Source organism: Planobispora longispora (assembly GCF_016863135.1).
GTDB lineage: Bacteria > Actinomycetota > Actinomycetes > Streptosporangiales > Streptosporangiaceae > Planobispora > Planobispora longispora.
Genome location: NZ_BOOH01000053.1, coordinates 1 through 19,593 on the forward strand (window position 1 = coordinate 1; position 19,593 = coordinate 19,593).

Annotated in this window: 17 protein-coding genes and 1 pseudogene; 9 read left to right on the forward strand and 9 right to left on the reverse strand. The window is 74.9% G+C overall.

Translation table 11 applies throughout. From position 1 onward, the window contains the following. Together Plo01_RS31575 and Plo01_RS31580 are read right to left on the reverse strand one after the other, a co-directional pair. Positions 1–549: pseudogene (locus tag Plo01_RS31575) on the reverse strand (sensor histidine kinase); the annotation flags it as partial. A gap of 225 nt (positions 550–774) precedes the next feature. After that, on the reverse strand, positions 775–1,749 hold the full coding sequence (locus tag Plo01_RS31580) for a tyrosine-type recombinase/integrase (protein WP_203894397.1): 975 nt from the start codon (positions 1,747–1,749) through the stop codon (positions 775–777). Between the two features lie 158 nt (positions 1,750–1,907). On the opposite strand from Plo01_RS31580, the gene Plo01_RS31585 reads away from it, so the two are divergent. The 5 genes from Plo01_RS31585 (at position 1,908) to Plo01_RS31605 (ending at position 5,901) form a co-directional block, all read left to right on the forward strand. Next, complete coding sequence (locus Plo01_RS31585; RefSeq protein WP_203894398.1) at positions 1,908–2,549, forward strand: LysE family translocator; 642 nt, start codon at positions 1,908–1,910, stop codon at positions 2,547–2,549. 139 nt (positions 2,550–2,688) lie between these two features. After that, positions 2,689–3,051, forward strand: a complete 363-nt coding sequence (locus Plo01_RS31590) for an STAS domain-containing protein (protein ID WP_203894399.1) — start codon at positions 2,689–2,691, stop codon at positions 3,049–3,051. Between the two features lie 67 nt (positions 3,052–3,118). After that, positions 3,119–3,517: an ATP-binding protein gene (locus Plo01_RS31595; RefSeq protein ID WP_203894400.1), complete on the forward strand. Its 399-nt coding sequence runs from the start codon at positions 3,119–3,121 to the stop codon at positions 3,515–3,517. A 111-nt stretch (positions 3,518–3,628) separates the two neighbouring features. Next, positions 3,629–4,489, forward strand: coding sequence for a GDSL-type esterase/lipase family protein (locus Plo01_RS31600; protein ID WP_203894401.1), 861 nt, complete (start codon positions 3,629–3,631; stop codon positions 4,487–4,489). Between the two features lie 197 nt (positions 4,490–4,686). Then, positions 4,687–5,901, forward strand: coding sequence for a winged helix DNA-binding domain-containing protein (locus Plo01_RS31605; protein ID WP_203894402.1), 1,215 nt, complete (start codon positions 4,687–4,689; stop codon positions 5,899–5,901). Between the two features lie 49 nt (positions 5,902–5,950). Here the strand turns inward: Plo01_RS31605 and Plo01_RS31610 are convergent, their stop codons facing one another. The 7 genes from Plo01_RS31610 to Plo01_RS31640 form a co-directional block, all read right to left on the reverse strand. Then, on the reverse strand, positions 5,951–6,718 hold the full coding sequence (locus Plo01_RS31610) for a hypothetical protein (protein WP_203894403.1): 768 nt from the start codon (positions 6,716–6,718) through the stop codon (positions 5,951–5,953). A gap of 157 nt (positions 6,719–6,875) precedes the next feature. Beyond that, positions 6,876–8,579, reverse strand: coding sequence for an ABC transporter ATP-binding protein (locus Plo01_RS31615; RefSeq protein ID WP_203894404.1), 1,704 nt, complete (start codon positions 8,577–8,579; stop codon positions 6,876–6,878). After that, positions 8,576–10,297, reverse strand: a complete 1,722-nt coding sequence (locus Plo01_RS31620) for an ABC transporter ATP-binding protein (RefSeq protein WP_203894405.1) — start codon at positions 10,295–10,297, stop codon at positions 8,576–8,578. The genes Plo01_RS31615 and Plo01_RS31620 overlap by 4 nt, the downstream gene beginning before the upstream one ends. Positions 10,298–10,397: 100 nt before the next feature. Next, positions 10,398–11,879: an MFS transporter gene (locus tag Plo01_RS31625; protein WP_203894406.1), complete on the reverse strand. Its 1,482-nt coding sequence runs from the start codon at positions 11,877–11,879 to the stop codon at positions 10,398–10,400. 43 nt (positions 11,880–11,922) lie between these two features. Continuing rightward, on the reverse strand, positions 11,923–12,951 hold the full coding sequence (locus Plo01_RS31630) for a class I SAM-dependent methyltransferase (RefSeq protein ID WP_203894407.1): 1,029 nt from the start codon (positions 12,949–12,951) through the stop codon (positions 11,923–11,925). A gap of 88 nt (positions 12,952–13,039) precedes the next feature. Next, positions 13,040–13,756, reverse strand: a complete 717-nt coding sequence (locus tag Plo01_RS31635) for a response regulator (protein ID WP_203894408.1) — start codon at positions 13,754–13,756, stop codon at positions 13,040–13,042. After that, positions 13,753–15,123 (reverse strand): sensor histidine kinase, encoded by a 1,371-nt coding sequence (locus Plo01_RS31640; protein WP_239317453.1) that lies wholly within the window; start codon positions 15,121–15,123, stop codon positions 13,753–13,755. The genes Plo01_RS31635 and Plo01_RS31640 overlap by 4 nt, the downstream gene beginning before the upstream one ends. Before the next feature lie 137 nt (positions 15,124–15,260). Between Plo01_RS31640 and Plo01_RS31645 the strand changes: the two genes are divergently transcribed. The 4 genes from Plo01_RS31645 (at position 15,261) to Plo01_RS31660 (ending at position 19,314) form a co-directional block, all read left to right on the forward strand. Further along, positions 15,261–16,238 (forward strand): ATP-binding cassette domain-containing protein, encoded by a 978-nt coding sequence (locus tag Plo01_RS31645; RefSeq protein ID WP_203894409.1) that lies wholly within the window; start codon positions 15,261–15,263, stop codon positions 16,236–16,238. Next, positions 16,235–17,818, forward strand: coding sequence for a DUF1349 domain-containing protein (locus tag Plo01_RS31650; RefSeq protein WP_203894410.1), 1,584 nt, complete (start codon positions 16,235–16,237; stop codon positions 17,816–17,818). The genes Plo01_RS31645 and Plo01_RS31650 overlap by 4 nt, the downstream gene beginning before the upstream one ends. Next, on the forward strand, positions 17,815–18,591 hold the full coding sequence (locus Plo01_RS31655; protein WP_203894411.1) for an ABC-2 transporter permease: 777 nt from the start codon (positions 17,815–17,817) through the stop codon (positions 18,589–18,591). The genes Plo01_RS31650 and Plo01_RS31655 overlap by 4 nt, the downstream gene beginning before the upstream one ends. Positions 18,592–18,663: 72 nt before the next feature. Next, entirely contained in the window at positions 18,664–19,314 is a 651-nt protein-coding gene (locus Plo01_RS31660; RefSeq protein ID WP_203894412.1) for a hypothetical protein, read from the forward strand. The last annotated feature ends 279 nt before the right edge of the window (positions 19,315–19,593 follow it).

The window sequence follows — 19,593 nt, forward strand, 5'->3', positions numbered from 1 at the left end:
CCGCCGATTCGTCTCGCTCAGCTCCGCGAGGGTCTGCTCGCGCCGCTCCTCCTCCTTCTCGGCGAGCCGCAGGCCCCAGGCGCAGGCGCACATCAGGACGATGTTGAAGGCGACGATGATCACGTGCAGCGTCAGGCCGAACGCGTCCGTCCCGGGGACGCCGGACGCCTGCGCCGTACCGGCCAGGACCGCTGCGGCGGTCACGCCCAGCAGCCGCCACGGCCAGCGCAGGACTGTGAAGGAGTAGATGAAGGCGGCGGGGGTGAAGAGCCCGAAAACGGGGTGCCGGACCACCAGGACCGCGGTGATCGCGAGCAGCCCCGCGACGAACACCCCCATGATCCGTGGCCGGTCCCACCAGCCGGGACGCAGGGTGAACATGCCGAGCATCCACGCGGCCGCCAGCCCGAACAGGCCGAGGTCGATGAGCAGGGCGCCGCCCGTCCAGTCCTCCACGATCATCAGGATCGCGACGGGGAGCGCCAGCAGCGCGTACGGCACCGCGTTGACCAGCAGGAACGGCGGCTGTTGCGAGATCTTCCCGCTCAAGACTCCTCCTCCCCGCGAGCATCTGTCCCCATTCGGCGGGCCGCCGCATCCAGCCTGCTACGACCGGCGCTTCTGTCAACACCGGCCGGGGGACGGAACCTGAGCGCCGGACGGCGGGGCCGCCGGGTCAGCCGGCCGGTCGCGGCGATCCGCCGATCGGCGGATCGCCGCCGGACGAGGGGGACACGCGAAGCGGCGGGACCGGTCGCCCGCTCCGTGGACGCGTCAGAGCGGCCGGGCGGCCGGGAGGGTGATCCGGTCGACGGCCTCGCGGCGGCGCCGTTCGGGACGGCGGTCGTAGCGGGCCGTGGTGGCGGGGGAGGAGTGGCCGACGAGGGCCTGGGCGGTGGCCAGGTCCACGCCGGCGTCGAGCAGCTCGCCGATGAAGGTGCGCCGGAAGTCGTGGGGGGTGCGCGGCATGGCTCCGGCCTGGGCCAGCCGCCGGGCCAGGATGTCGGCGACGGCCTGTCCCGTCATCGGGGCGGGCGCGCCCTCGCGCAGCCGCAGGAATCCGTGCTTGTTGATGGGGCAGAACAGGGCGCCGGCGGGCTTGCCCCGTACGGCCAGCCACCGCTCCATCCGCCCGACGGCCTGGGCGGTGAGATAGACCATGCGCTCCTTGTCGCGCTTGCCGCGCACCCGCAGCGAGCGTGCCCCGGGGTCGTAGTCGGCCAGGGTCAGCCCGGCGATCTCGGCGCGGCGGCAGCCGGTGGAGTAGAGAACCGCGAGCAGCGCGGCGTCGCGGACCCCGGCGGGGGAGTCGTCGCCGTCGCAGGCGGCCAGGGCCGCGCCCACGACCTCCGCGGGGACGTGCTGGCCGGTGGGGAGCCGGGTGTGGTCGAGGGTCGGGAGGTCGGCGGCGCGCTGGTAGTCCTCGGCGGTCATCTGGCCGAGCCGCCAGGCCTCGCGCAGCACCCGGCGCAGCGCGACGAGGTGTTTGTTGACGTAGGCGGGGGACCAGCCGCGCTCGACCATGAGGGCGCGCAGGCGGACGGTGTGCTCGTAGCGCAGCAGGTGCCAGGGCTGGCCCGCGCCGGAGGACGCCTCCCCGCCGGAGATGAGCGCGGCCAGCCGGTCCAGGCAGCCGCGCATGGCGCGGCGGGACTCGGCGCCGGTGAGGGAGTCGAGGTAGACCCGATAGGGGTCGCGCGCCGGCTCGACGGCGGGACCCGGGGGTCCGGGTACGGCGGGCAGGATCACCCGGCCGATCTTACCCTGTGCTGTTAATCTACATTGTAAAGGCGCTGGGTCGATACGAAAACAATCCTGAAGATCATCGAGGACAACGATGCGGATCAAGGGCCACTTACGGGGATTGGCCGTTCTCCCCGGGCCGGGAGATTGATCAAGATGGGCCCATGGTGTCTGTCAGCGCGGTTCTCGGTATCGCAGTGGTCGCCCTGGGCATGGTTCTCACCCCGGGCCCGAACATGATCTATCTGGTGTCGCGGTCGGTGACGCAGGGGCGGGCGGCGGGGCTGATCTCCCTGGCCGGCGTCGGGACGGCCTTCCTGGTGTACGTGGTGGCGGCCGCCGCGGGGATCGCGACGGTCTTCGCGGTGGTGCCCGCGGCCTACACGGCGCTCAAGCTCGCGGGGGCGGCCTATCTGCTGTGGCTGGCGTGGCAGGCGGTGCGGCCGGGCGGGCGGCCGGTGTTCGCGCCGGGGCGGCTCCCGGTGGACCGGCCGCGCCGGCTTTTCGCGATGGGGCTGATGACCAGCCTGCTCAACCCTAAGATCGCTATCCTGTACGTGTCGCTGCTCCCGCAGTTCGTCGATCCCGCGCGCGGTGACGTCGCCGTGCAGAGCGTGCTGCTGGGGCTGACCCAGGTGGTGATCGCGGTGACGGTCAACGGGATGATCGTGCTGGCCGCGGGGTCGGTGGCGGCGTTCTTCGCCGGGCGGCCGCTGTGGGCGCGGGTGCAGCGGTATGTGATGGGGACGGTGCTGGGCGGGCTGGCCGTGCGGGTGGCGGCGGACGGTTCGCCGGCCGGAGGGTGAACGCCGAGGCGGGGGCCGGGAACGGCTCCCATTAACGGATGGATCGTGACACTCTGGAGGCGGTGAGCAGGGCTCGGGTGCCGGCCGGGGTTCTGCCGCCGATGCGCAGGTGGAGCCGGAGGAGGCCGGAGGTGTCTTGGTGACCGTTGCCGTTGAGCTCGCCGTCGTTCCCGAGGGGGCGCTGGAGCGGGCGGCCGTGCTGGCGCTGGCGGGGGAGCTGGATTACACCAACGCCGAGCAGTTGCGCCAGGACATCGTCGAGGCGCTGCCGTCCGACAGCCGCGATCTCATCGTGGATCTGACGCACCTGAGTTTCTGCGACTCGACGGGGATCCGGGTCTTCCTGGGACTGCGCACCCTGGTGGGCGAGCGGGGCGGGGTGGTGGCCCTGGCCGACATGCAGCCGCGCCTGACCAGGATTTTCCGTACGACGGGGCTGGTGCATTTCTTCACCGTGGTGCCCACGGTGTCGGATGCGGTCGACTTCCTCCGGTCGCGGTAGCCGTGGCGACGGGCCGGGCGGGATACGTGGCGCGGGGCCTCCGGGCGGATCGCCGACAGGGGGGATCATGACCGCCACCGGCGATCGGCGCTGGCCGATCACCTCTGATCTGGGGACGCTGCGAGGACGCATCCAGCGTCGTGCGGCCCTGGCGGGGCTGAGCGGGGAGCGGCTGGACAACCTGCTGATCGCCGCGAACGAGGCGGCGATCAACGTGCTGGAGCACGGCGGGGGCAGCGGCACGGTGTCGGTGTGGCAGGACGACTCCTTCCTGACGGTCGATGTGACCGACAGCGTGGGCAGCCTGAAGCCGCAGGACGCGGTGCGCGACCGCCCGGAGGCGGGCGCGTCGCGCGGGTTCGGGCTGTGGCTGATGGGTCAGCTGTGCGATCAGCTCAACATCCAGCAGGGGGCGGGTGGCTCGCGGGTCCGGCTGCGGATGCGGTTGCATCCGTACGGTTCGTGAGAACTGCCCTTACTCGTGGGACACGGATGTGTTATGTCGTCTTGTCAGGTTTCTGGTGCGGGCGGACATTCTGAGCGATGAGCCGATCGGGGGAGAGCCCGAGGAGGCCTGATGAACGTCCCGCGCCGGATCCTCGTCGTCCTGGTGGCCCTCGCCGGAGCGGTGGCCGCGGCCCCGGCTCCGGCGCACGCCGCGGCGGTCACGCCGGCGCGGAGTCCGGAGACCGCCCGCCCGGTCCGGGTGGCCGCGACCGCGATGGCGTCGCTGGGCGACTCCATCACCCGGGGCTTCAACGCCTGCGGTTTCTACGTCGACTGCCCGTCCAGGTCGTGGTCCACCGGCACCAGCACGAGGGTGGACAGCCACTATCTGCGCCTGCTGGCCGACGACCCCTCCATGGTCGCCTACAACGACGCCCGCTCCGGCGCCAGGATCGCCGACCTGCCCGGGCAGGCCGAGCTGGCCGTCTCGCAGCGGGCCGGTTACGTCACGATCCTGATGGGCGCCAACGACGCCTGCACCTCCTCGGAGGCGGGCATGACGTCGGTGGCGGACTTCGAGGCCTCGTTCCGTACGGCGATGCGCACGCTGGTCACGGGCCTGCCCGAGGCGTCGATCTTCGTGGCGAGCATTCCCGACGTCAGGCGGTTGTGGCAGGTCGGCAAGGACAGCTCCGCGGCCCGCTCGGCGTGGGCGGCGTTCGGGATCTGCCAGTCGATGCTGGCCAGGCCGCGCTCGACCGATCAGGCCGATGTGGACCGGCGGGAGCGGGTGCGCCAGCGGGTGGCCGACTTCAACGCGGTGCTGGCGGGGGTCTGCGCCGAGCAGATCACGTGCCGCTACGACGGCGGCGCGGTGTTCGGGTACCCGTTCGAGCTGTCGCACGTGAGCCGGTGGGACTACTTCCACCCGAACACCTCCGGGCAGCGCCTGCTGGCGGAGGTGACCTACCCGGCGGCGCTCGGAGGGTGAGCGCGGGGGCCGTCCCGGCGGCTCCGTTTCCACGGTGCCGTCTCTCACGATGCCGCTCCCGGTCGTCGGATCAGGGGTCCGCGTGGTCCGCACAGGACAGGATCTGACCTGAATGGGATCTACGGTGCGGGTACGGCGGCGCGCTTCGCGGCGGGCCGCCGCACCCGGACCCCGATCCCCGAAGGAGCCCCGTCCCGATGAGCAGCAGGATCGCCGAGAGCAGTGACCGCCCGGCGCGCACGGCGCGGTTGTCGTGGGAGCGGGTCCGCGCCCGCCGGCTGCGGCGGCACGGTCTGGCGGCCCCGCTGGCCGACGCCGGGCCCGCCGGAGCCGCCGCCGCCATGTGCGGCGCGCACGCCCAGGTGTTGTCGGCGGCGGAGATGTCGATCGGGCTGCGCACCGCCGGGACCACCCGCGTGGACGTGCGCGAGGCCCTGTGGACCGAGCACAGCCTGATCAAGACCTTCGGCCCGCGCGGCACGGTCCACCTGCTGCCCGCCCGGGACCTGCCGATGTGGACCGGGGCGCTGTCGGCGCTGCCGGCCGGGGCCAATCCGATGCCGCCGGACGTGCGGATGACGCCGGAGCAGACCGACCGGGTCGTGGCGGCGATCGCGGAGGCGCTCGCCGGCGCGGAGCTGACGGCCGACGAGCTGACCGAGGCGATCGCCGAGCGGGCCGGGGCGTGGGCCGCGGATCCGGTCGTCCCGGCCTTCCAGGGCATGTGGCCCCGCTGGCGGCAGGCCGTGGCCACGGCGGCGAACCGCGGCGCGCTGTGCTTCGGTCCCAACCGGGGCCGGAAGGTCACCTACACCGCCCCGGCCCGCCTGCTGCCCGGGTTCCGGCCCGCCGGCGGGCCGGAGGCCCTCGCCGAGCTGGTCCGCCGGTACCTGTACGCCTACGGGCCGGCCACCCCGCAGCACTTCGCGCAGTGGTTGTCGGCGCCGCGGCGCTGGGCGGCGGAGTTGTTCGCCTCCCTGGAGGGGGAGCTCCAGCCGGTGGACGCCGACGGCGTCACCGGCTGGGTGACGGCCGGGGACGCCGAAGCCGGCCCGGGGTCGGAGGCGGATCCGGACGCCGGGGCGCGGGGGGTGCGGCTGCTGCCGTACTTCGACGCCTACGCGGTCGGCTGCCATCCGCGTGAGACGGTCTTCCCCGGAAGGGCCGCGGAGCGGGCCCTGGCCGGCGGGCAGGCGGGGTGTTTCCCGGTGCTGCTCGTCGACGGCGTCGTCGCCGGGGTGTGGCACCAGCGCCGCTCCGGCCGCAGGATCGACATCACGGTGGAGCCGCTGGGGGAGCTGACCTCCGCGCGGATGCGGGAGCTGGAGGCTCAGGCCGAGCGGATCGCGGAGATCCTCCAGGGCGTTCCCCGTCTGACGATCGGTCCCGTGACCGTCGGCCCGCACGCCTGAGGGGCGCGGCCCGGCCGCCGGTCACCACGCCCACCGTCTCCGGGCGGCGTCACCCGGACGAGGGCGGCCGCGCCGCTCCTTGGCGGGTGCTCTGCCGCGGCGCGACGAACCCCAGGATGGTCTCGATGATCCCGCGTCCCTCTGACACGCCCCACAGGCCGGTGCAGTGGGGGGACCGCCAGCCGGTCAGGGGGATGCGGGCGCAGGAGGTGCTCCTGCCGGGCCGGGTGGGGCGGCCGGTGGGTCTGGGCGTCCCGCGGACGGGGACGTCCGTCCTGGCGGACGGGCGCCGGCCGGTTTCCCCCGAGCGGGCCCCGTCCTCCGCCGGGCGCGGGGACCGGTGCTCGGCGCGGGCGGCGGCCCGGCTCCGGCCGGGCCGGTCGGCGCGCGCGCCCTGGCGGTCCTGGCCGCCGCCGGTCTGCTCCGGCCGCCAGCCGATCCCCTGCGGCTCGCCCCCCTGGACGGCGGGCACGCGCGCGCCCGTTCCACGTCCGGAGGAGGGGCCGGAGCGGCCGGGCGACCTCCGCGTCTGCGGTCCGGGCGGTGGCTCGGCGGGCGAGGCGGAGGCCGCGGTGGCGGGGGGAGCGGCGGAGGAGAGCTCCGGCAGGAGCGGGAGGGCGGGGGGCGCGGCGGCCAGGACGCCGGGCCGGTCCTGGAGTCCGGTGATCCCGGGCGGCGCCGTCGCCGATCCGTGCCTGCCGGAGTCCGCGGCGAACGCGGCGGCGACGACGGCCGCGGCGGCCAGGGCCGCGCCGGCGGTCATGTAGGGCCGCCAGTCGCGTTCCCGGGTCTCAGTGGTCTCATTGTCGTACGACACCGGCTTCCCCCCGTTTATCACTGGTAGTGAGCAGTGTGTCACGTTCGGAGATGGGTGGGGCTGACCTCCGCGGCGCGTCGGGCGGATCGGATGAGGATCACCGCGCCCGCACGGCCCGGTGGCGGAGGTCGGCCGGGCCGTGCGGGGCGGAGGGGTCTCACGACCACAGCCGCCGCATCTCCGGGCAGGTCTCCAGCAGTTCCTCCAGCCGCCCCCGGCCGGCCACCCGGCCCCGGTCCAGCACGATGATCTGGTCGGCCCGCGCCAGGACGGCGGGCCGGTGGGAGACGACCAGCAGCGTGCAGACGCCGGTGATCCCCTCCCACAGCCGCCGCTCGGTCTCCACGTCCAGGGCCGAGGACAGATCGTCGACCACGAGCAGGTCGGGCGAGCGGACCAGCGCCCGCGCGACGGTCACCCGCTGCGCCTGGCCGCCCGAGAGCCGCACTCCCCGGGGGCCGACGACGGTGTCCAGGCCGGCGGGCATCCCGGCCAGATCGCGGTCGAAGGCCGCCAGCCGCACCGCCCGCTCCAGCCGGTCGGCGGGCCGGCCGAGCAGCAGGTTCTCCCGCAACGAGGCGGAGAACAGGCGGGGCGCCTGCCCCACGTACGCGACCCGGTCGGGCACCAGGAAGCCGCCGGGGTCGGCCACCGGCCGGCCGTTCCAGCGGATCGTCCCGGCGTCCGCCGGTTCCAGCCCGAGCAGGGCGCGCACCAGCGTCGTCTTGCCGGAGCCGACCGCGCCGGTGATCACGGTGAACGATCCCCGCTCGATTTCCAGGTCCACCCCGTGCAGGCCGTACCCGACGGTGAGTCCCCGCGCCTGCAGCACCTCGAGCGGGTCGTCGTGGACCGGGCGGGCCGGGACGGGGTGGTCCCGGCGGAACCAGACGCCGGTGTCGCGGGACAGGTCCTCTCCCGGCCCCGTCATCTGGGTGAGCCGCTCGACGGAGACGGCGGCCTGGGGCATTCGCGACAGGATCCCGCCGATGGTCCGCGGCAGCGCGGTCAGCCAGCCGACATAGGTGGTGAACAGCGCCAGGTCGCCCACGGTGAAGTCGCCCCGGTGCATGGCCGGGGCGGCCAGCAGCAGCACCAGGCCGATGCTGATCTCGACGGTCGCGCCGGTCGCGGCGCCCAGCAGGTCGGTCGCGAGCCGGTCCTTGACCGCCGCCTCGCGGCGCAGGCGGTTGTGCCGGCGCAGCCGCTCCAGCGCCGCCTCCTCGGCCCCGGCGGTCTTGATCGCCAGTACGGCGCCGAAGATCTCGCCGAGGTGGCCGGTGACGGCCGCGCCGAGCGTGCGGGAGCGCCGGTGCAGCCGCCTGATCGTCCGGTTCAGCAGGCGGCTGAGCACTCCGATCGCGATCGCCGGGATGACCAGGACCAGCGTGACGGCGGGATCGACGGACGCCATGATCGTCAGGGCGGCGGCGCCGAACAGCACGGCCCCGGCCAGCGGCACGGACTCGTCCACGAAGTTCACCACGTCGCCTACGTCGTCGCGCAGCCGGGCGAGCCCTTCGCCGGGGGAGTGCCGCGCCCGTCCCCGGCCGGTCAGGATCGAGCGCAGCACGTTGGCCCGGAGCAGGGCCGCCGCCGCGCTCCACCAGTAGTCGCCGTAGGTCCAGGCGATGACGATCGTCAGGCCGCGGACCAGTTCCACCCCGACGAAGGCCGCGCACAGCAGGAGCGGCGCCCCGCCGGTTCCGAGGTCGTCGAACAGCCGCTGCAGGATCAGCCCGCCGGCCAGCGGCAGGATGCTGGCCGGCATCCACAGCAGGCCGCCGACGAGATAGCGGCGGAGCTCGAAGCGGACCAGTGTGGCGGTCACCGCCAGGAGGGGCGTCATGAGGGGTCTCATCGGCGCGCCTCCTCGAGCATCCGCGCGAACCGGCCGGTCGGATCGGCGAGGAGGTCGCGGCGTCCGCCGTATTCGACGATCTTCCCGTCGGCCACGACGGCGATCCGGTCCGCACGGGACAACGACGCGAGCCGGTGCGCGATGAGCACGCCGGTCCTGCCGGACAGCAGCCGGGTGACGCCGCGGTCGACGCGGCGTTCGGTGGCCGGGTCGAGCCGGCTGGAGGCCTCGTCGAGCACCACGAGGCCGGGGTCGGCGAGGAAGGCGCGGGCGAGGGCCAGAAGTTGCGCCTGTCCGGCCGAGACCGCGCCGAGCGGGGCGTCGAGGTCCCAGTCGCCGAGCCCGACCTCGGCGAGGGCCTCCCGCAGGCGGTCGTCGCCGGGGTGCGCCCGGAACAGGGTGAGGTTGTCCCGGACGGTGGCGCTGAACACCTGCACGTCCTGGGTGACGACGCCGACGCGCCCGCGCACCGAGGCGGGGTCGGCCTCGCGCAGGTCCAGGCCCCCGACCCGGACGGCGCCCGCCGTCGGGTCGTACAGGCGCGCGATCAGCCGGGCGATGGTGGTCTTGCCGCTGCCGGTGCGGCCCACCAGGCCGAGCGTCTCTCCCGGCGCGAGGCGGAGCGTGATGCCCGAGAGCACGGGCTCGTCGTCGTAGGCGAAGTCGACCGCGTCCAGCTCCAGGCTGAGCGGGCCGGCCGGGGGCAGCCGCCGGGCGGGGGAGGGGGGCGCGGGCAGCGTGCTCCGTACGGCCAGCAGCTCGCCGATGCGTCCCAGCCCGGCCAGTGCCGTCTGGTACTGGCGCAGCTGGTCGATCAGCCGCTCGAACGGCGTGCGGACCATGAGGGTGTACTGCAGCAGCAGCACCGCGGTGCCGGCGCTGAGCGTGCCCGACAGGGCCAGCATGAGCGCCGTGCCCGCCGCGAACGCCACGCCGGTGCCGGCCAGCACGGAACTGCCCACCGCGTCCCCGCGCCGATCGGCCCGCCACAGCGCGGCGCTGACCTGGTGGAAGCGGCGGACGGCGTGCTCGCCCGCGCCGTTGGCGCGCAGGTCCTCCGCGCCGGCCAGGCGCTCTTCCAGGTAACCGGAGAGCGCGGCGCCGGCCGCCCGCGCCCGCGCGGCGGACGGGACGGCCAGCCGCTGCGCGCGGACCATGCCGAGGCCGATCAGCGCGCAGTAGGCCAGCAGGACCGCGCCGACGCCCGGGTCGACGGTGACCGCCACCACGGCGATCACTCCGCACAGCAGCAGCACGCCGGCCACCACGTCCAGCAGGAACGCCACGACGAAGCCGGCGACGGCGGCCACGTCGCCGTCCACCCGCTCGATCATCTCGCCGGGCGTGTGCCGGCCGTGGAAGGCCATGTCCAGGCCGAGCGCGTGCGCGGCCAGCCGCTCGCGCAGCCGGTCGGTCCCGGCCCAGGCGAGCCTGCCGGCCAGCCACGCGGTGAGGGTCCGGGCCGCCTGCCCGGCGACGGCCAGGCCGAGGTAGCCCAGGGCGATGAGGGTGAGCCGGTCGATGCCCGCGCCGGCGGCCGCGTCGTCGACGAACCGGCGGGTGAGCTGCGGCGCCGCGAGCGGCAGCGCCGTCGTGGCGACGATGGACAGGGCCAGGAGCGCGGCGGGCCCGGGTCCGGGCCAGAGGGAGTGGAGCCGGCGGGAACGGAGGACGTGCCTACCGGAGGCAGCCCTCCCCGATGTCGATGAGGCCGACAAACGTCATGTCCTTCACGTGGGTGATCTGGATGTTCTGGATGGACATGGACGTGTGCCTCATTTCGCCTCCTCTGGCGTGGATTGACTGATCATGAGTAGATCAAACGGCCGGTCCGGCGGGCAACCGGTTATCCGGAGCCGGCGGCGTCGTCCGCCGTGACAGGGCGCGGCTTCCGGCCGCGGCGGCGAGCGCGACGACGACCAGGATCGCCGCGACCGCGAACGTGACCCGCATGCCGGTGGCGACGGCCCCGGGATGCGCCGTCGCGACGTCGGTCGTCGCCGAGGCGAGCGTGAACACGGCGCCCATGACGGACGCGCCGGTGACGAGCCCGAGATTGCGCGACAGGTTGAGCATGCCGGAGACGACGCCCCGCTGATCCGGGCGGACGTCCGCCATGACGGCGGTGTTGTTGGCCGTCTGGAACACCGCGTAGCCGACGGTGGTGACGACGATGGGGGCGATGTATCCGAAGACGCCGAGCGTCTCCGGCAGCAGGGACAGGGCGAGGGAACCGGCCGCCATTCCCGCGAGCCCGGCGACGGTCATGCGCCGCGAGCCGAAACGGTCCGCGACGCGCCCGGCCGGCACGCTGGTCAGCGCGGTGACGATCGGGCCCGCCGACAGGGCGAGCCCGGCGAGGGCCTCGCCGAGGCCGAGCGCGCGTGAGAGATAGAACGGCCCGACCACCAGCGTCGCCATCATCACCGTCGAGACGAGCGCGCTCATGGCGAGGCTCGCGCTCAGCGCCGGATCGCGGAACACCGCCAATCGGATCAGGGGTGACGCCGCCCCGGCTTCGACGCGCACGAACAGGCCGACTCCGGCGGCGGCGGCCAGCAGCAGGGCGAGGTTGAGCGGGCCGAAATCACCGCGCCCGGCTGTCATGGCGAGCGCGTAGGCCGCGAGCGTCAGGGCGAGCACCAGCGTGCCCACGTTGTCGAACCGGGCCCGGCCGGTCTCCGGTCCCCGCCGGTCGGCGGGCAGGTGACGGCGCGACAGGAGGAGGGCCGCGACGCCCAGCGGCACGTTGACGAGGAAGATCGCCTGCCAGCCGAGCCCGGAGATCAGGACGCCGCCGAGCGACGGGCCGAGAGCGGTGCCGATCGCGGACATCGTCCCGAGCAGTCCCATGGCGCTGCCGGTCTTCGCCTTCGGAACCGTCTCACCGACGAACGCCATGGTGAGAGCCATCATGACGGCCGCGCCGACGCCCTGCGCGGTCCGGGCGGCGATCAGCACCCAGAGGGCGGGCGAGAGGCCGCACAGGATCGAGGCCGCCGTGAACAGGGAGATGCCGGCCAGGAGCAGTCTCCGGCGGCCGATGATGTCGCCGAGCCGCCCGGCGCTGACGATCAAGGTGGTGATGGCGAGGAGGTAGGCGAGGACGACCCACTGGACCTCCTGGAAGGAGGCGCTGAAGGCCTGCGCGAGCGCCGGCAGGGCGATGTTGGTGCTGCTGGTGCCGAGAGAGGACAGCAGCATGGACAAGGAGAGGCCGGCGAGCGCCCACCGGGCCGAGGGCGTCCGCGCCGGGCTCGCCGCCGCCTCGTCTCGTTCTGTTTCGGCTGTTTTCACCATGGACTCCGTTCTCTGGTGACTGCCGGGAGCCGTCCGGGGACGGTCACCGGGCGGGGCGCACGCCCGTGAAGACCGTGGTGGCGGACAGGAGGAAGGCGTCGGGCCGCCGCAGGACGCCCTCCGGCGCCCCGGGATCGAGCAGCGCGTCGAGTGTCTTGTAGTCCTCCGCCGTCAGGGACTCGCTCACCGTCTCCCGCAGCCGGGTCAGATGGGCGTGCAGGAAGGCGCGGGCCGGCTCGTCCAGAGGCGCCTGCAGGTCGAGGAGGAAGGTGGAGCCGCCGGTGCGGGTGAGCCCCGCGCGGCCGAGCATCGCGGGCCAGTCCTCGACCACGGCGGTGCTGCCGGGCAGTTCGGCCCGCATGACCTCGAACCACTGCTCCTGGACGACGTCGAGTCGGGCCTGGAGGCCCGGCCTGCCGAGGCCGATGTCGCGCGGGAGGAAGCGCATCGGCAGGCCGCCCTCCGCCACGGCGAGCAGCCCGCCGGGCCGCAGGGCGCCGGCGAGCGCGTTCAGCGCGCCCTGCTGGTCGCCGAGGTGGTGCACGGCCTTGCTGCTCCAGATCAGATCCGCCGTGCCGAGGCCGCCCTCCGCGTGCTCGTCACCGCCGTCCAGGCATTCGGGCAGCTGCGCGTGCCGGACGGTCACCCTGCCGCCGAGGCCGAGCCGTTCGGCGCGGGCCAGGGCGCGGTCCAGCAGCCCGGGCGCGCCGTCCACGGCGACGACCTCGGCGCCTGTGAAGGTCTCGGCCAGAACACAGGTCATCACGCCCGGTCCGCTGCCGATGTCGAGGATGCGCCGGACCTCCTTCTCCGGGCCGAGCAGCTCCCGCAGGCGGGCCGCCGCCTGGCGGAGGGCCGGGAGGTGCAGCTCGCCTTGGCTCTCCAGATGGGTGGCCATGACCTCCCAGTCGAGGTCGGTGTGGTGCCCGTGTCCATGGCCGTGTCCGTGTCCGTGCTGCTGCTCGGAGGCGCGGTGCCCCGGGGCGTGCCCGTGCTCGGAGGCGTGCCCGGGGGTGGTCCCGTGCTCGGAGGCGTGCTGGTGTCCGTGTCTGGATTCGTGGTGTGCGTTCATGCCGAGCAGCGTGCCCCCGGCCGGGCGGTTACGGCAAATCCTGTTGCCATTTCTGGGAAAAATGCTCTCCAGGTCAGGCGGGCGAGGGTCAGGCGGGAGGGGCTCCCGCGGGCCGTCCCGGCGCGCGGGAGCCCGGAACGACCAGGCCGGTCTCGTAGGCGGCGATGACCGCCTGCGTCCGGTCGCGCAGCCCGAGCTTGTTCAGCACGCGGCTCACGTGGGTCTTCACCGTCTCCTCGGTGACCGTCAACCGGCCCGCTATCTCCGGGTTGGACAGGCCCTCGGCGACCAGCCGCAGGACCTGCGTCTCGCGGGGGGTGAGCGCCGCGAGCACGGCCGTGTCCCGGGCGCCGGGCCGGGCGTGCAGGCGGGCGAACTCGCCGATGAGGCGGCGGGTGACCGCCGGGGCCAGCAGCGCCTCACCGGCCGCGATGACGCGCACCGCGTCGAAGAGCCGTTCGGCGGTGACGTCCTTGAGCAGGAACCCGCTGGCCCCGGCGCGGAGCGCGTCGTAGACGTACTCGTCCAGGTCGAAGGTCGTCAGGATGAGCACGCGCGGCCCGGCCTCCGCGGAGCCGGCCAGCCGCCTGGTGGCCTCGATGCCGTCCATGACCGGCATGCGCACGTCCATCAGGACGACGTCGGGGGACAGCTCGCGGCACACCCGCACGGCCTGCGCCCCGTCGCAGGCGGTCGCCACGACGGTGAAGTCCGGCTGGGTGTCGAGCAGCGCGGCGAACCCGGTGCGGACCACCAGGTGATCGTCGGCGACGACGATCCGGACCGCCGGGGACGGGCCGCTCATCCGGGCATCCCGTCCCCGGCCGGCAGGCGGGCCTCGACGAGGAAACCGCCCCCGGCGGCCGGGCCGGCGCGCAGCTCGCCGCCGATGGCCGCGGCGCGCTCGCGCATGCCGGACAGCCCGTGCCCGGCGTACGGCGCCGCCGCGGCCGGGCCGGGCCCGTTGTCGCGGACGAGCAGGCGCAGCCCGTCGCCGGTGTAGTGCAGCTCCACATCGACGGCGGCTCCCGGCGCGTGCCTCCGGGCGTTGGTGAGGGCCTCCTGGACGATGCGGTAGGCCGCCAGCTCGACGCCGGGGTCGAGGGTGACCGGAGAACCGCTCAGGATGAGGCGGGCACCCGTCCCCGAGGCGTCCCGCGCCTCGTCGAGCAGCTCGTTGAGCTCGCCCAGGCGCAGGCCCGGCTGGGGCCGCCGGTCCGCAGCCTCCGCTCCCGCGTCCTCGCGCAGCACGCCGAGCAGCCGCCGCATCTCGGTCAGCGCCGCCCGGGCGGTGTCGCCGATGGCCGACAGCCGCTCCGCGCCGGCGGCCGGCATGCCCGGGGTGGCCAGCCGCGCCGTCTCCGCCTGCACGGCGACCATGGAGATGTGGTGGGCCACGACGTCGTGCAGCTCGCGGGCGATGCGCGCGCGCTCGCCGCGCGCGGCGTGCTCCAGGAGGGTGTCGGCGATGGCCTGCCGGGCGGCGCTGTCGCCCAGCGCCCGGGTGTGCGCCCGCCGCGCGATCCCGGCCATGGCCGCCGCCGGCGCCAGACAGGCCGCCAGCAGGGTGGGGAGCCCCGTCCCGCCGGCCGCCGTGCCGGCCAGCGCCACCAGCACGAACGGCGCCGCCAGGGAGACGGCCAGCGCCTGCGAGCCGGCGCGGCCGAGCCGGTAGCCGCAGATCAGCTGCGCGGCCACGCCCGCCGCGGTCAGCGTGTGGAGGGCGGCCAGCGACAGCAGATCCGCCGCGGAGACGGTGACGGCGGCCACGGCCGGCTGCGTCCGCACGAGCGCCACCGGCAGCGTGCCGGCCAGGAGGAGCAGACCGGCCGCCACCAGGAGCGAGGCGGCGGCGGGGCCCCGGTCCTGCGGCGCGTCCCCGGGGGAGGCCTCCACCGGGCGCGCGGTCACTTCGCCGGCCGGCGCGTCCGCGGAGGGCGTGCCCGCAACGTCCGCAGAGGGCGTGACCACCTCGCCGGCCGGCGCGCTCACGGTCTCCCCGATGGACGAATAGGCCGGCAGCGCGCCCGCGACATGGGCGACCGACTCGGCCGCCGCCAGCACCGCCAGCAGGACGGCGGCCACGACGGGAGCGTACGGGGCCGCGACGATCCGCCGTCCCCGGCCGATCCAGCGGGCCCGCATCCCCTGGCGGTCATGCGCTCGCTCCACGAAAGGCCATTGTTCCCGCAGCGGGAGATTCCGGCATCCCTCGCGTGAGGGATGCCCCCTCCCTCACGCCAGCGACGGCGAAGACCGCTCCCCTCCGTGACGACCGCGGCCCCCGCCGCTGCCTAGTGTGCGGTGGCATGGAAGCAACCATCGAAGTCGCCGGGCTGCGCAAGCGGTTCGGCCGGGTCCTCGCCCTCGACGGGATGTCGTTCACGGTGACGCCGGGGCGGGTCACCGGCTTCGTCGGCCCCAACGGCGCCGGCAAGTCCACCACGATGCGGGTGATCGCCGGCCTGGACGCGCCCGACGAGGGCAGCGCGCTGGTGGGCGGCCGGCCGTACCGGAGCCTGCGCAATCCCCTCGGGCACCTCGGCGCCCTGCTGGACGCCGGCGCGCTGCAGCCCGGCCGCACCGGCCGTGACCACCTGCTCTGGCTGGCCCACTCCCAGGGCCTGACCGCCCGGCGGGTGGGGGAGGTGGTGGAGCTGGTCGGGCTGGGATCCGCGGCCCGGCGCAGGGCGGGCGGCTACTCCCTGGGCATGCGGCAGCGGCTCGGGGTCGCCGCGGCGCTGCTGGGCGACCCGCCGGTGCTCATGCTGGACGAGCCGTTCAACGGCCTCGACCCCGAGGGCATCGTGTGGATGCGCGGCCTGCTGCGGTCCCTGGCCGCCGAGGGCCGGGCCGTCCTGGTCTCCAGCCACCTGATGGGCGAGCTGCAGGACACCGCCGGCCATCTGGTGGTGGTCGGCCGCGGCAGGGTCGTCGCCGACACCGCCGTGGAGGACCTGATCGCGGCCGCCTCGGGCGGCCGGGTCGAGGTGCGCACCGCCGGGCGTCCGGAGGCGATGGCCGCGCTGGCGAGCGCCGGGGCGACCGTGGCCGCCACCGGCCGCGACACGCTCGTCGTCTCCGGACTGGCGGCCGAACGCGTCGTGGCGCTCCTGACCGCGGAGGCGGTGCCGTTCTCCGAGGTGACGACGTACCGCGCGACGCTCGAGGCGGCGTACATGGACCTGACCAGGGACGCCGTCGAGTTCCGCGCCGAGGCGGGGGCCTTCGCGGACGACGCGCGGGCCTCCACGGGAGCCGTCGCGGGACGGGAGGCGGCGCGATGAGCACCGGAACCGACACGGCCGCGCCGTACCGCTCGCCCCTGCGGGCCGGGCGCGACGGCTTCGCCCGCCTGCTGCGCGCGGAGTGGACCAAGTTCCGCACCGTCCGCGGCTGGGTGCTCGCCATGGGGGCCGCGGCGCTGGTCACCGTACTGCTCGGCGTGCTCCTGGCGACGGGCATGCGCACCGTGTGCAGCAACGGCCCGGTCGAGATCCGCTGCCCCGCCCTTCCGACGGGCCCGGGCGGCGAGGCGGTGGACGACAAGTTCTACTTCGTGTACCGGCAGCTGACCGGCGACGGCTCCATCACCGCCCGGGTGACGTCCATGGCCGGGCAGATCCGCCTGCCCGACGCCGTCCCGGGGGTCCGGAACGTCGTCCCCGGCGTCGTTCCGTGGGCCAAGGCCGGGGTGATGGTCAAGGAGAGCGGCGAGCAGGGGTCGCCGTACGCGGCGGTGATGGTCACCGGCGAGCACGGGGTGCGGATGCAGCATGACTTCACCCACGACACGGCGGGCCGGCCGGGCAAGGTGTCCGAGCGGTCTCCGCGCTGGCTGCGGCTGACCCGCACGGGGGAGACGCTGACCGGTTACGAGTCCGCCGACGGCGTCACCTGGGCCGCGGTCGGCACGGTCCGCCTGGCCGGGCTGCCGGACACGGTGCGGATCGGGATGTTCGCCGCGTCCCCCGGCCATCTGACGGTGACCCAGGGCGGCATCAGCGGATCCTCCTCGGCGATGCGCTTCGCCGAGGTCACCGCCGTCTTCGACCGGGTCGGCCTGGAGGGCACGGCGCCCGCCGGCGCCTGGAGCCGCCAGGACGTGGGGGTCACCCTGGGACCCGACGGCCTGCCCCACCACCCGGGTGGGCTCGTCGAGTCCGGCGGCACGTTCACCGTGACCGGGGTCGGCGACATCGCGCCCCGTCTGGGCGACGCCGTCGTCGAGACCCCCCTCACCGGCGTGGCGATCGGCCTGATCGCCGTGATCGTCGTGGCGGTGACGTTCATGACCGCCGAATACCGGCGAGGACTGATCCGCACGACCCTGCTGGCCAGCCCGCGGCGCGGCCGGGTGCCCGCGGCCAAGGCCGTCGTGATCGGCGCGGCCGCCTTCGCCGCCGGGCTCGTCGCCGCCGGTGTCACGGTCCCGCTGGGCACGCGGCTGTTGCGCGAGGGCGGCACCCCCGTCCTCCCGGTGAGCGCGCTCACCGAGCTGCGCGTCATCGTCGGCTGCGCGGCGATGTTCGCCGCCACCGCCGTCTTCGCCCTGGCCCTGGGCGCCCTGTTCCGGCGCGGTGTCGCGGCCGTCGCCGCCGCCGTCGTGATGATCATCCTTCCCCACATCCTGGCGACCGCCTCCGTCCTGCCCGTGGACGCCGCCCAGTGGCTGCTGCGGGTCACCCCGGCCGCGGCCTTCGCGATCCTGCAGAGCGTTCCGGAGTACCCGCAGGTGATCCACCACTACGCGCCGGCGGCCGGCTTCTACCCGCTGGCGCCGTGGGCGGGCCTGGCCGTGCTGTGCGGTTACGCCGTGCTCGCCCTCGGCCTGGCCGTCTTCCTTCTGCGCCGGAGGGACGCGTGAGAGGGCAGACGCATGCGGAATGGACGAAACTGCGCACCGGGACGGGCGCCGGCCCGCTGCTGCTGGCCGTCGTCGCGCTGACCGCCGCGGTGAGCGCCGCGGCGGCGGCCGCCGCGACCTGTCCCGCGGCGGGCTGCTCCCACGACGTCCCCAGGCTCGGCCTCATCGGGGTCCAGGCGGGCCAGGCGGTCGTCGCCGCCCTGGCCGTGCTGGCGATGGGCGGGGAGTACGGCACCGGCATGATCCGCACCACGCTGACGGCGATGCCGCGCCGGGGCGCCGTCCTGGCCGCCAAGGCGATCGTCCTGACCGGCGTCACGCTGGTCGCGGGGACCGTCGCCGTGCTGGCGTCCGTGCTGGCCGCACGGCTCATCCTGCCCGGCAACGGCTTCACCCCCGAGAGCGGCCACCCGCCGCTGTCCCTGGCGGACGGGCCGACGCTGCGCGCGGCCGCCGGATCGGTCCTCTACCTCGTTCTGATCGCCCTGTTCAGTCTCGGCGTCGCCGCCGCGGTGCGCGACACTGTGACGGCCGCCGGGGTCGTGCTCGGCGTGCTGTACCTCTCGCCGATCCTGGTGCGCCTGGTCCAGGACCCGGACGCGCAGCGTTTCCTCTACCGGATCTCGCCGATGGACGCCGGGCTCACCGTCCAGGCCACCACCGGCCTGGCGGACCTGCCCCTCGGCCCGTGGGCGGGGCTGGGCGTGCTCGCCGCCTGGACCGCCGCGGCGCTCCTGGCCGGCGGCCTGCTGCTGCGGCTGCGCGACGCCTGAGGGACGGCGGGGCGTTTACATCGGATTTATGGGGACCGGACTTCACTCTCCGGTAGGTGGAAGGATGACACGATGAGTGAATTCGGTCCGACGGAGCTGCTGCGGGACGAGCCGCCGCGGCGCCGGGTCCCCCGCAAGATCCTTCTCGGGGCGGTCACCGCGCTCGTGGTCGCCACCGGGGCGGGGGTGGCGGCCGCCGCGACCGCCTCGTCCCCGACCCCGTCGCCGGCCTCTCCCACTCCCAGCCCGACCCCGTCCGTCACGGAGGGCGACGCCACGCCGACCCCGGCGCCGCCGCCGGGGAAGGGCTGGAAGCGCATGATGCGCGGGCCGTTCGGCGCGATCCACGGCGAGTTCGTCGTGCCCGACGGGAACGGCGGATATCAGACCGTCGCCACACAGATCGGCGAGGTCACCGAGGTGGGCGAGGACTCCGTCACGGTCAGGAGCGAGGACGGGTTCTCCCGCACCTACGCGGTCGGCGACTCCACCCGGGTCAGCGCCGGCCGTCAGGGCGTCACGGGCATCGAGTCCGGTGACACGGTGGCGGTGACGGCCGAGGTCGAGGGTCAGACCGCCACGGCGACCTCCGTCGTCGACCTCACCCGTCCGCAGCATCCGAGGTGGTACGGCGGGCACGGGCGCGACTTCCCCGGCAAGCCGTTCCCCGGGCGTGAGGGGGACCCGGCTCCCCCGGAGGCCTCCCCGGCGCCCACCGGCTGACGGCGGGGTTCCCGCCGGCCACCGGCGGACGGGGCTCCGGCCCGCCAGCGGGGTGAGCGGCCGCGTCCATCGGCGGGCCGGACCCGCCGTGCGCCGTACGCGCCGGGCACTGCGTCCGTGCACCGCGTCCGCGCACCGCATTCACCGACGAGGTCGGGACGACAGCCGAAAACGGTCAACATGATCAGGTTCGAGCCCCGCCGGTTCGAGCCCCGCCGGTTCGACCCCCGCCGGTTCGAGCCCCGCCGGTTCGACCCCCGCCGGTTCGAGCCCCGCCGG

Bases quoted from the DNA above. Each gene is read 5' to 3' on its own strand.
- Plo01_RS31625 (WP_203894406.1), bottom strand. From the start codon at position 11,879: ATGGTGAAAACAGCCGAAACAGAACGAGACGAGGCGGCGGCGAGCCCG.
- Plo01_RS31600 (WP_203894401.1), top strand. From the start codon at position 3,629: ATGAACGTCCCGCGCCGGATCCTCGTCGTCCTGGTGGCCCTCGCCGGA.
- Plo01_RS31585 (WP_203894398.1), top strand. From the start codon at position 1,908: ATGGTGTCTGTCAGCGCGGTTCTCGGTATCGCAGTGGTCGCCCTGGGC.
- Plo01_RS31595 (WP_203894400.1), top strand. From the start codon at position 3,119: ATGACCGCCACCGGCGATCGGCGCTGGCCGATCACCTCTGATCTGGGG.
- Plo01_RS31650 (WP_203894410.1), top strand. From the start codon at position 16,235: ATGAGCACCGGAACCGACACGGCCGCGCCGTACCGCTCGCCCCTGCGG.
- Plo01_RS31645 (WP_203894409.1), top strand. From the start codon at position 15,261: ATGGAAGCAACCATCGAAGTCGCCGGGCTGCGCAAGCGGTTCGGCCGG.
- Plo01_RS31635 (WP_203894408.1), bottom strand. From the start codon at position 13,756: ATGAGCGGCCCGTCCCCGGCGGTCCGGATCGTCGTCGCCGACGATCAC.
- Plo01_RS31615 (WP_203894404.1), bottom strand. From the start codon at position 8,579: ATGAGACCCCTCATGACGCCCCTCCTGGCGGTGACCGCCACACTGGTC.
- Plo01_RS31605 (WP_203894402.1), top strand. From the start codon at position 4,687: ATGAGCAGCAGGATCGCCGAGAGCAGTGACCGCCCGGCGCGCACGGCG.
- Plo01_RS31660 (WP_203894412.1), top strand. From the start codon at position 18,664: ATGAGTGAATTCGGTCCGACGGAGCTGCTGCGGGACGAGCCGCCGCGG.
- Plo01_RS31630 (WP_203894407.1), bottom strand. From the start codon at position 12,951: ATGAACGCACACCACGAATCCAGACACGGACACCAGCACGCCTCCGAG.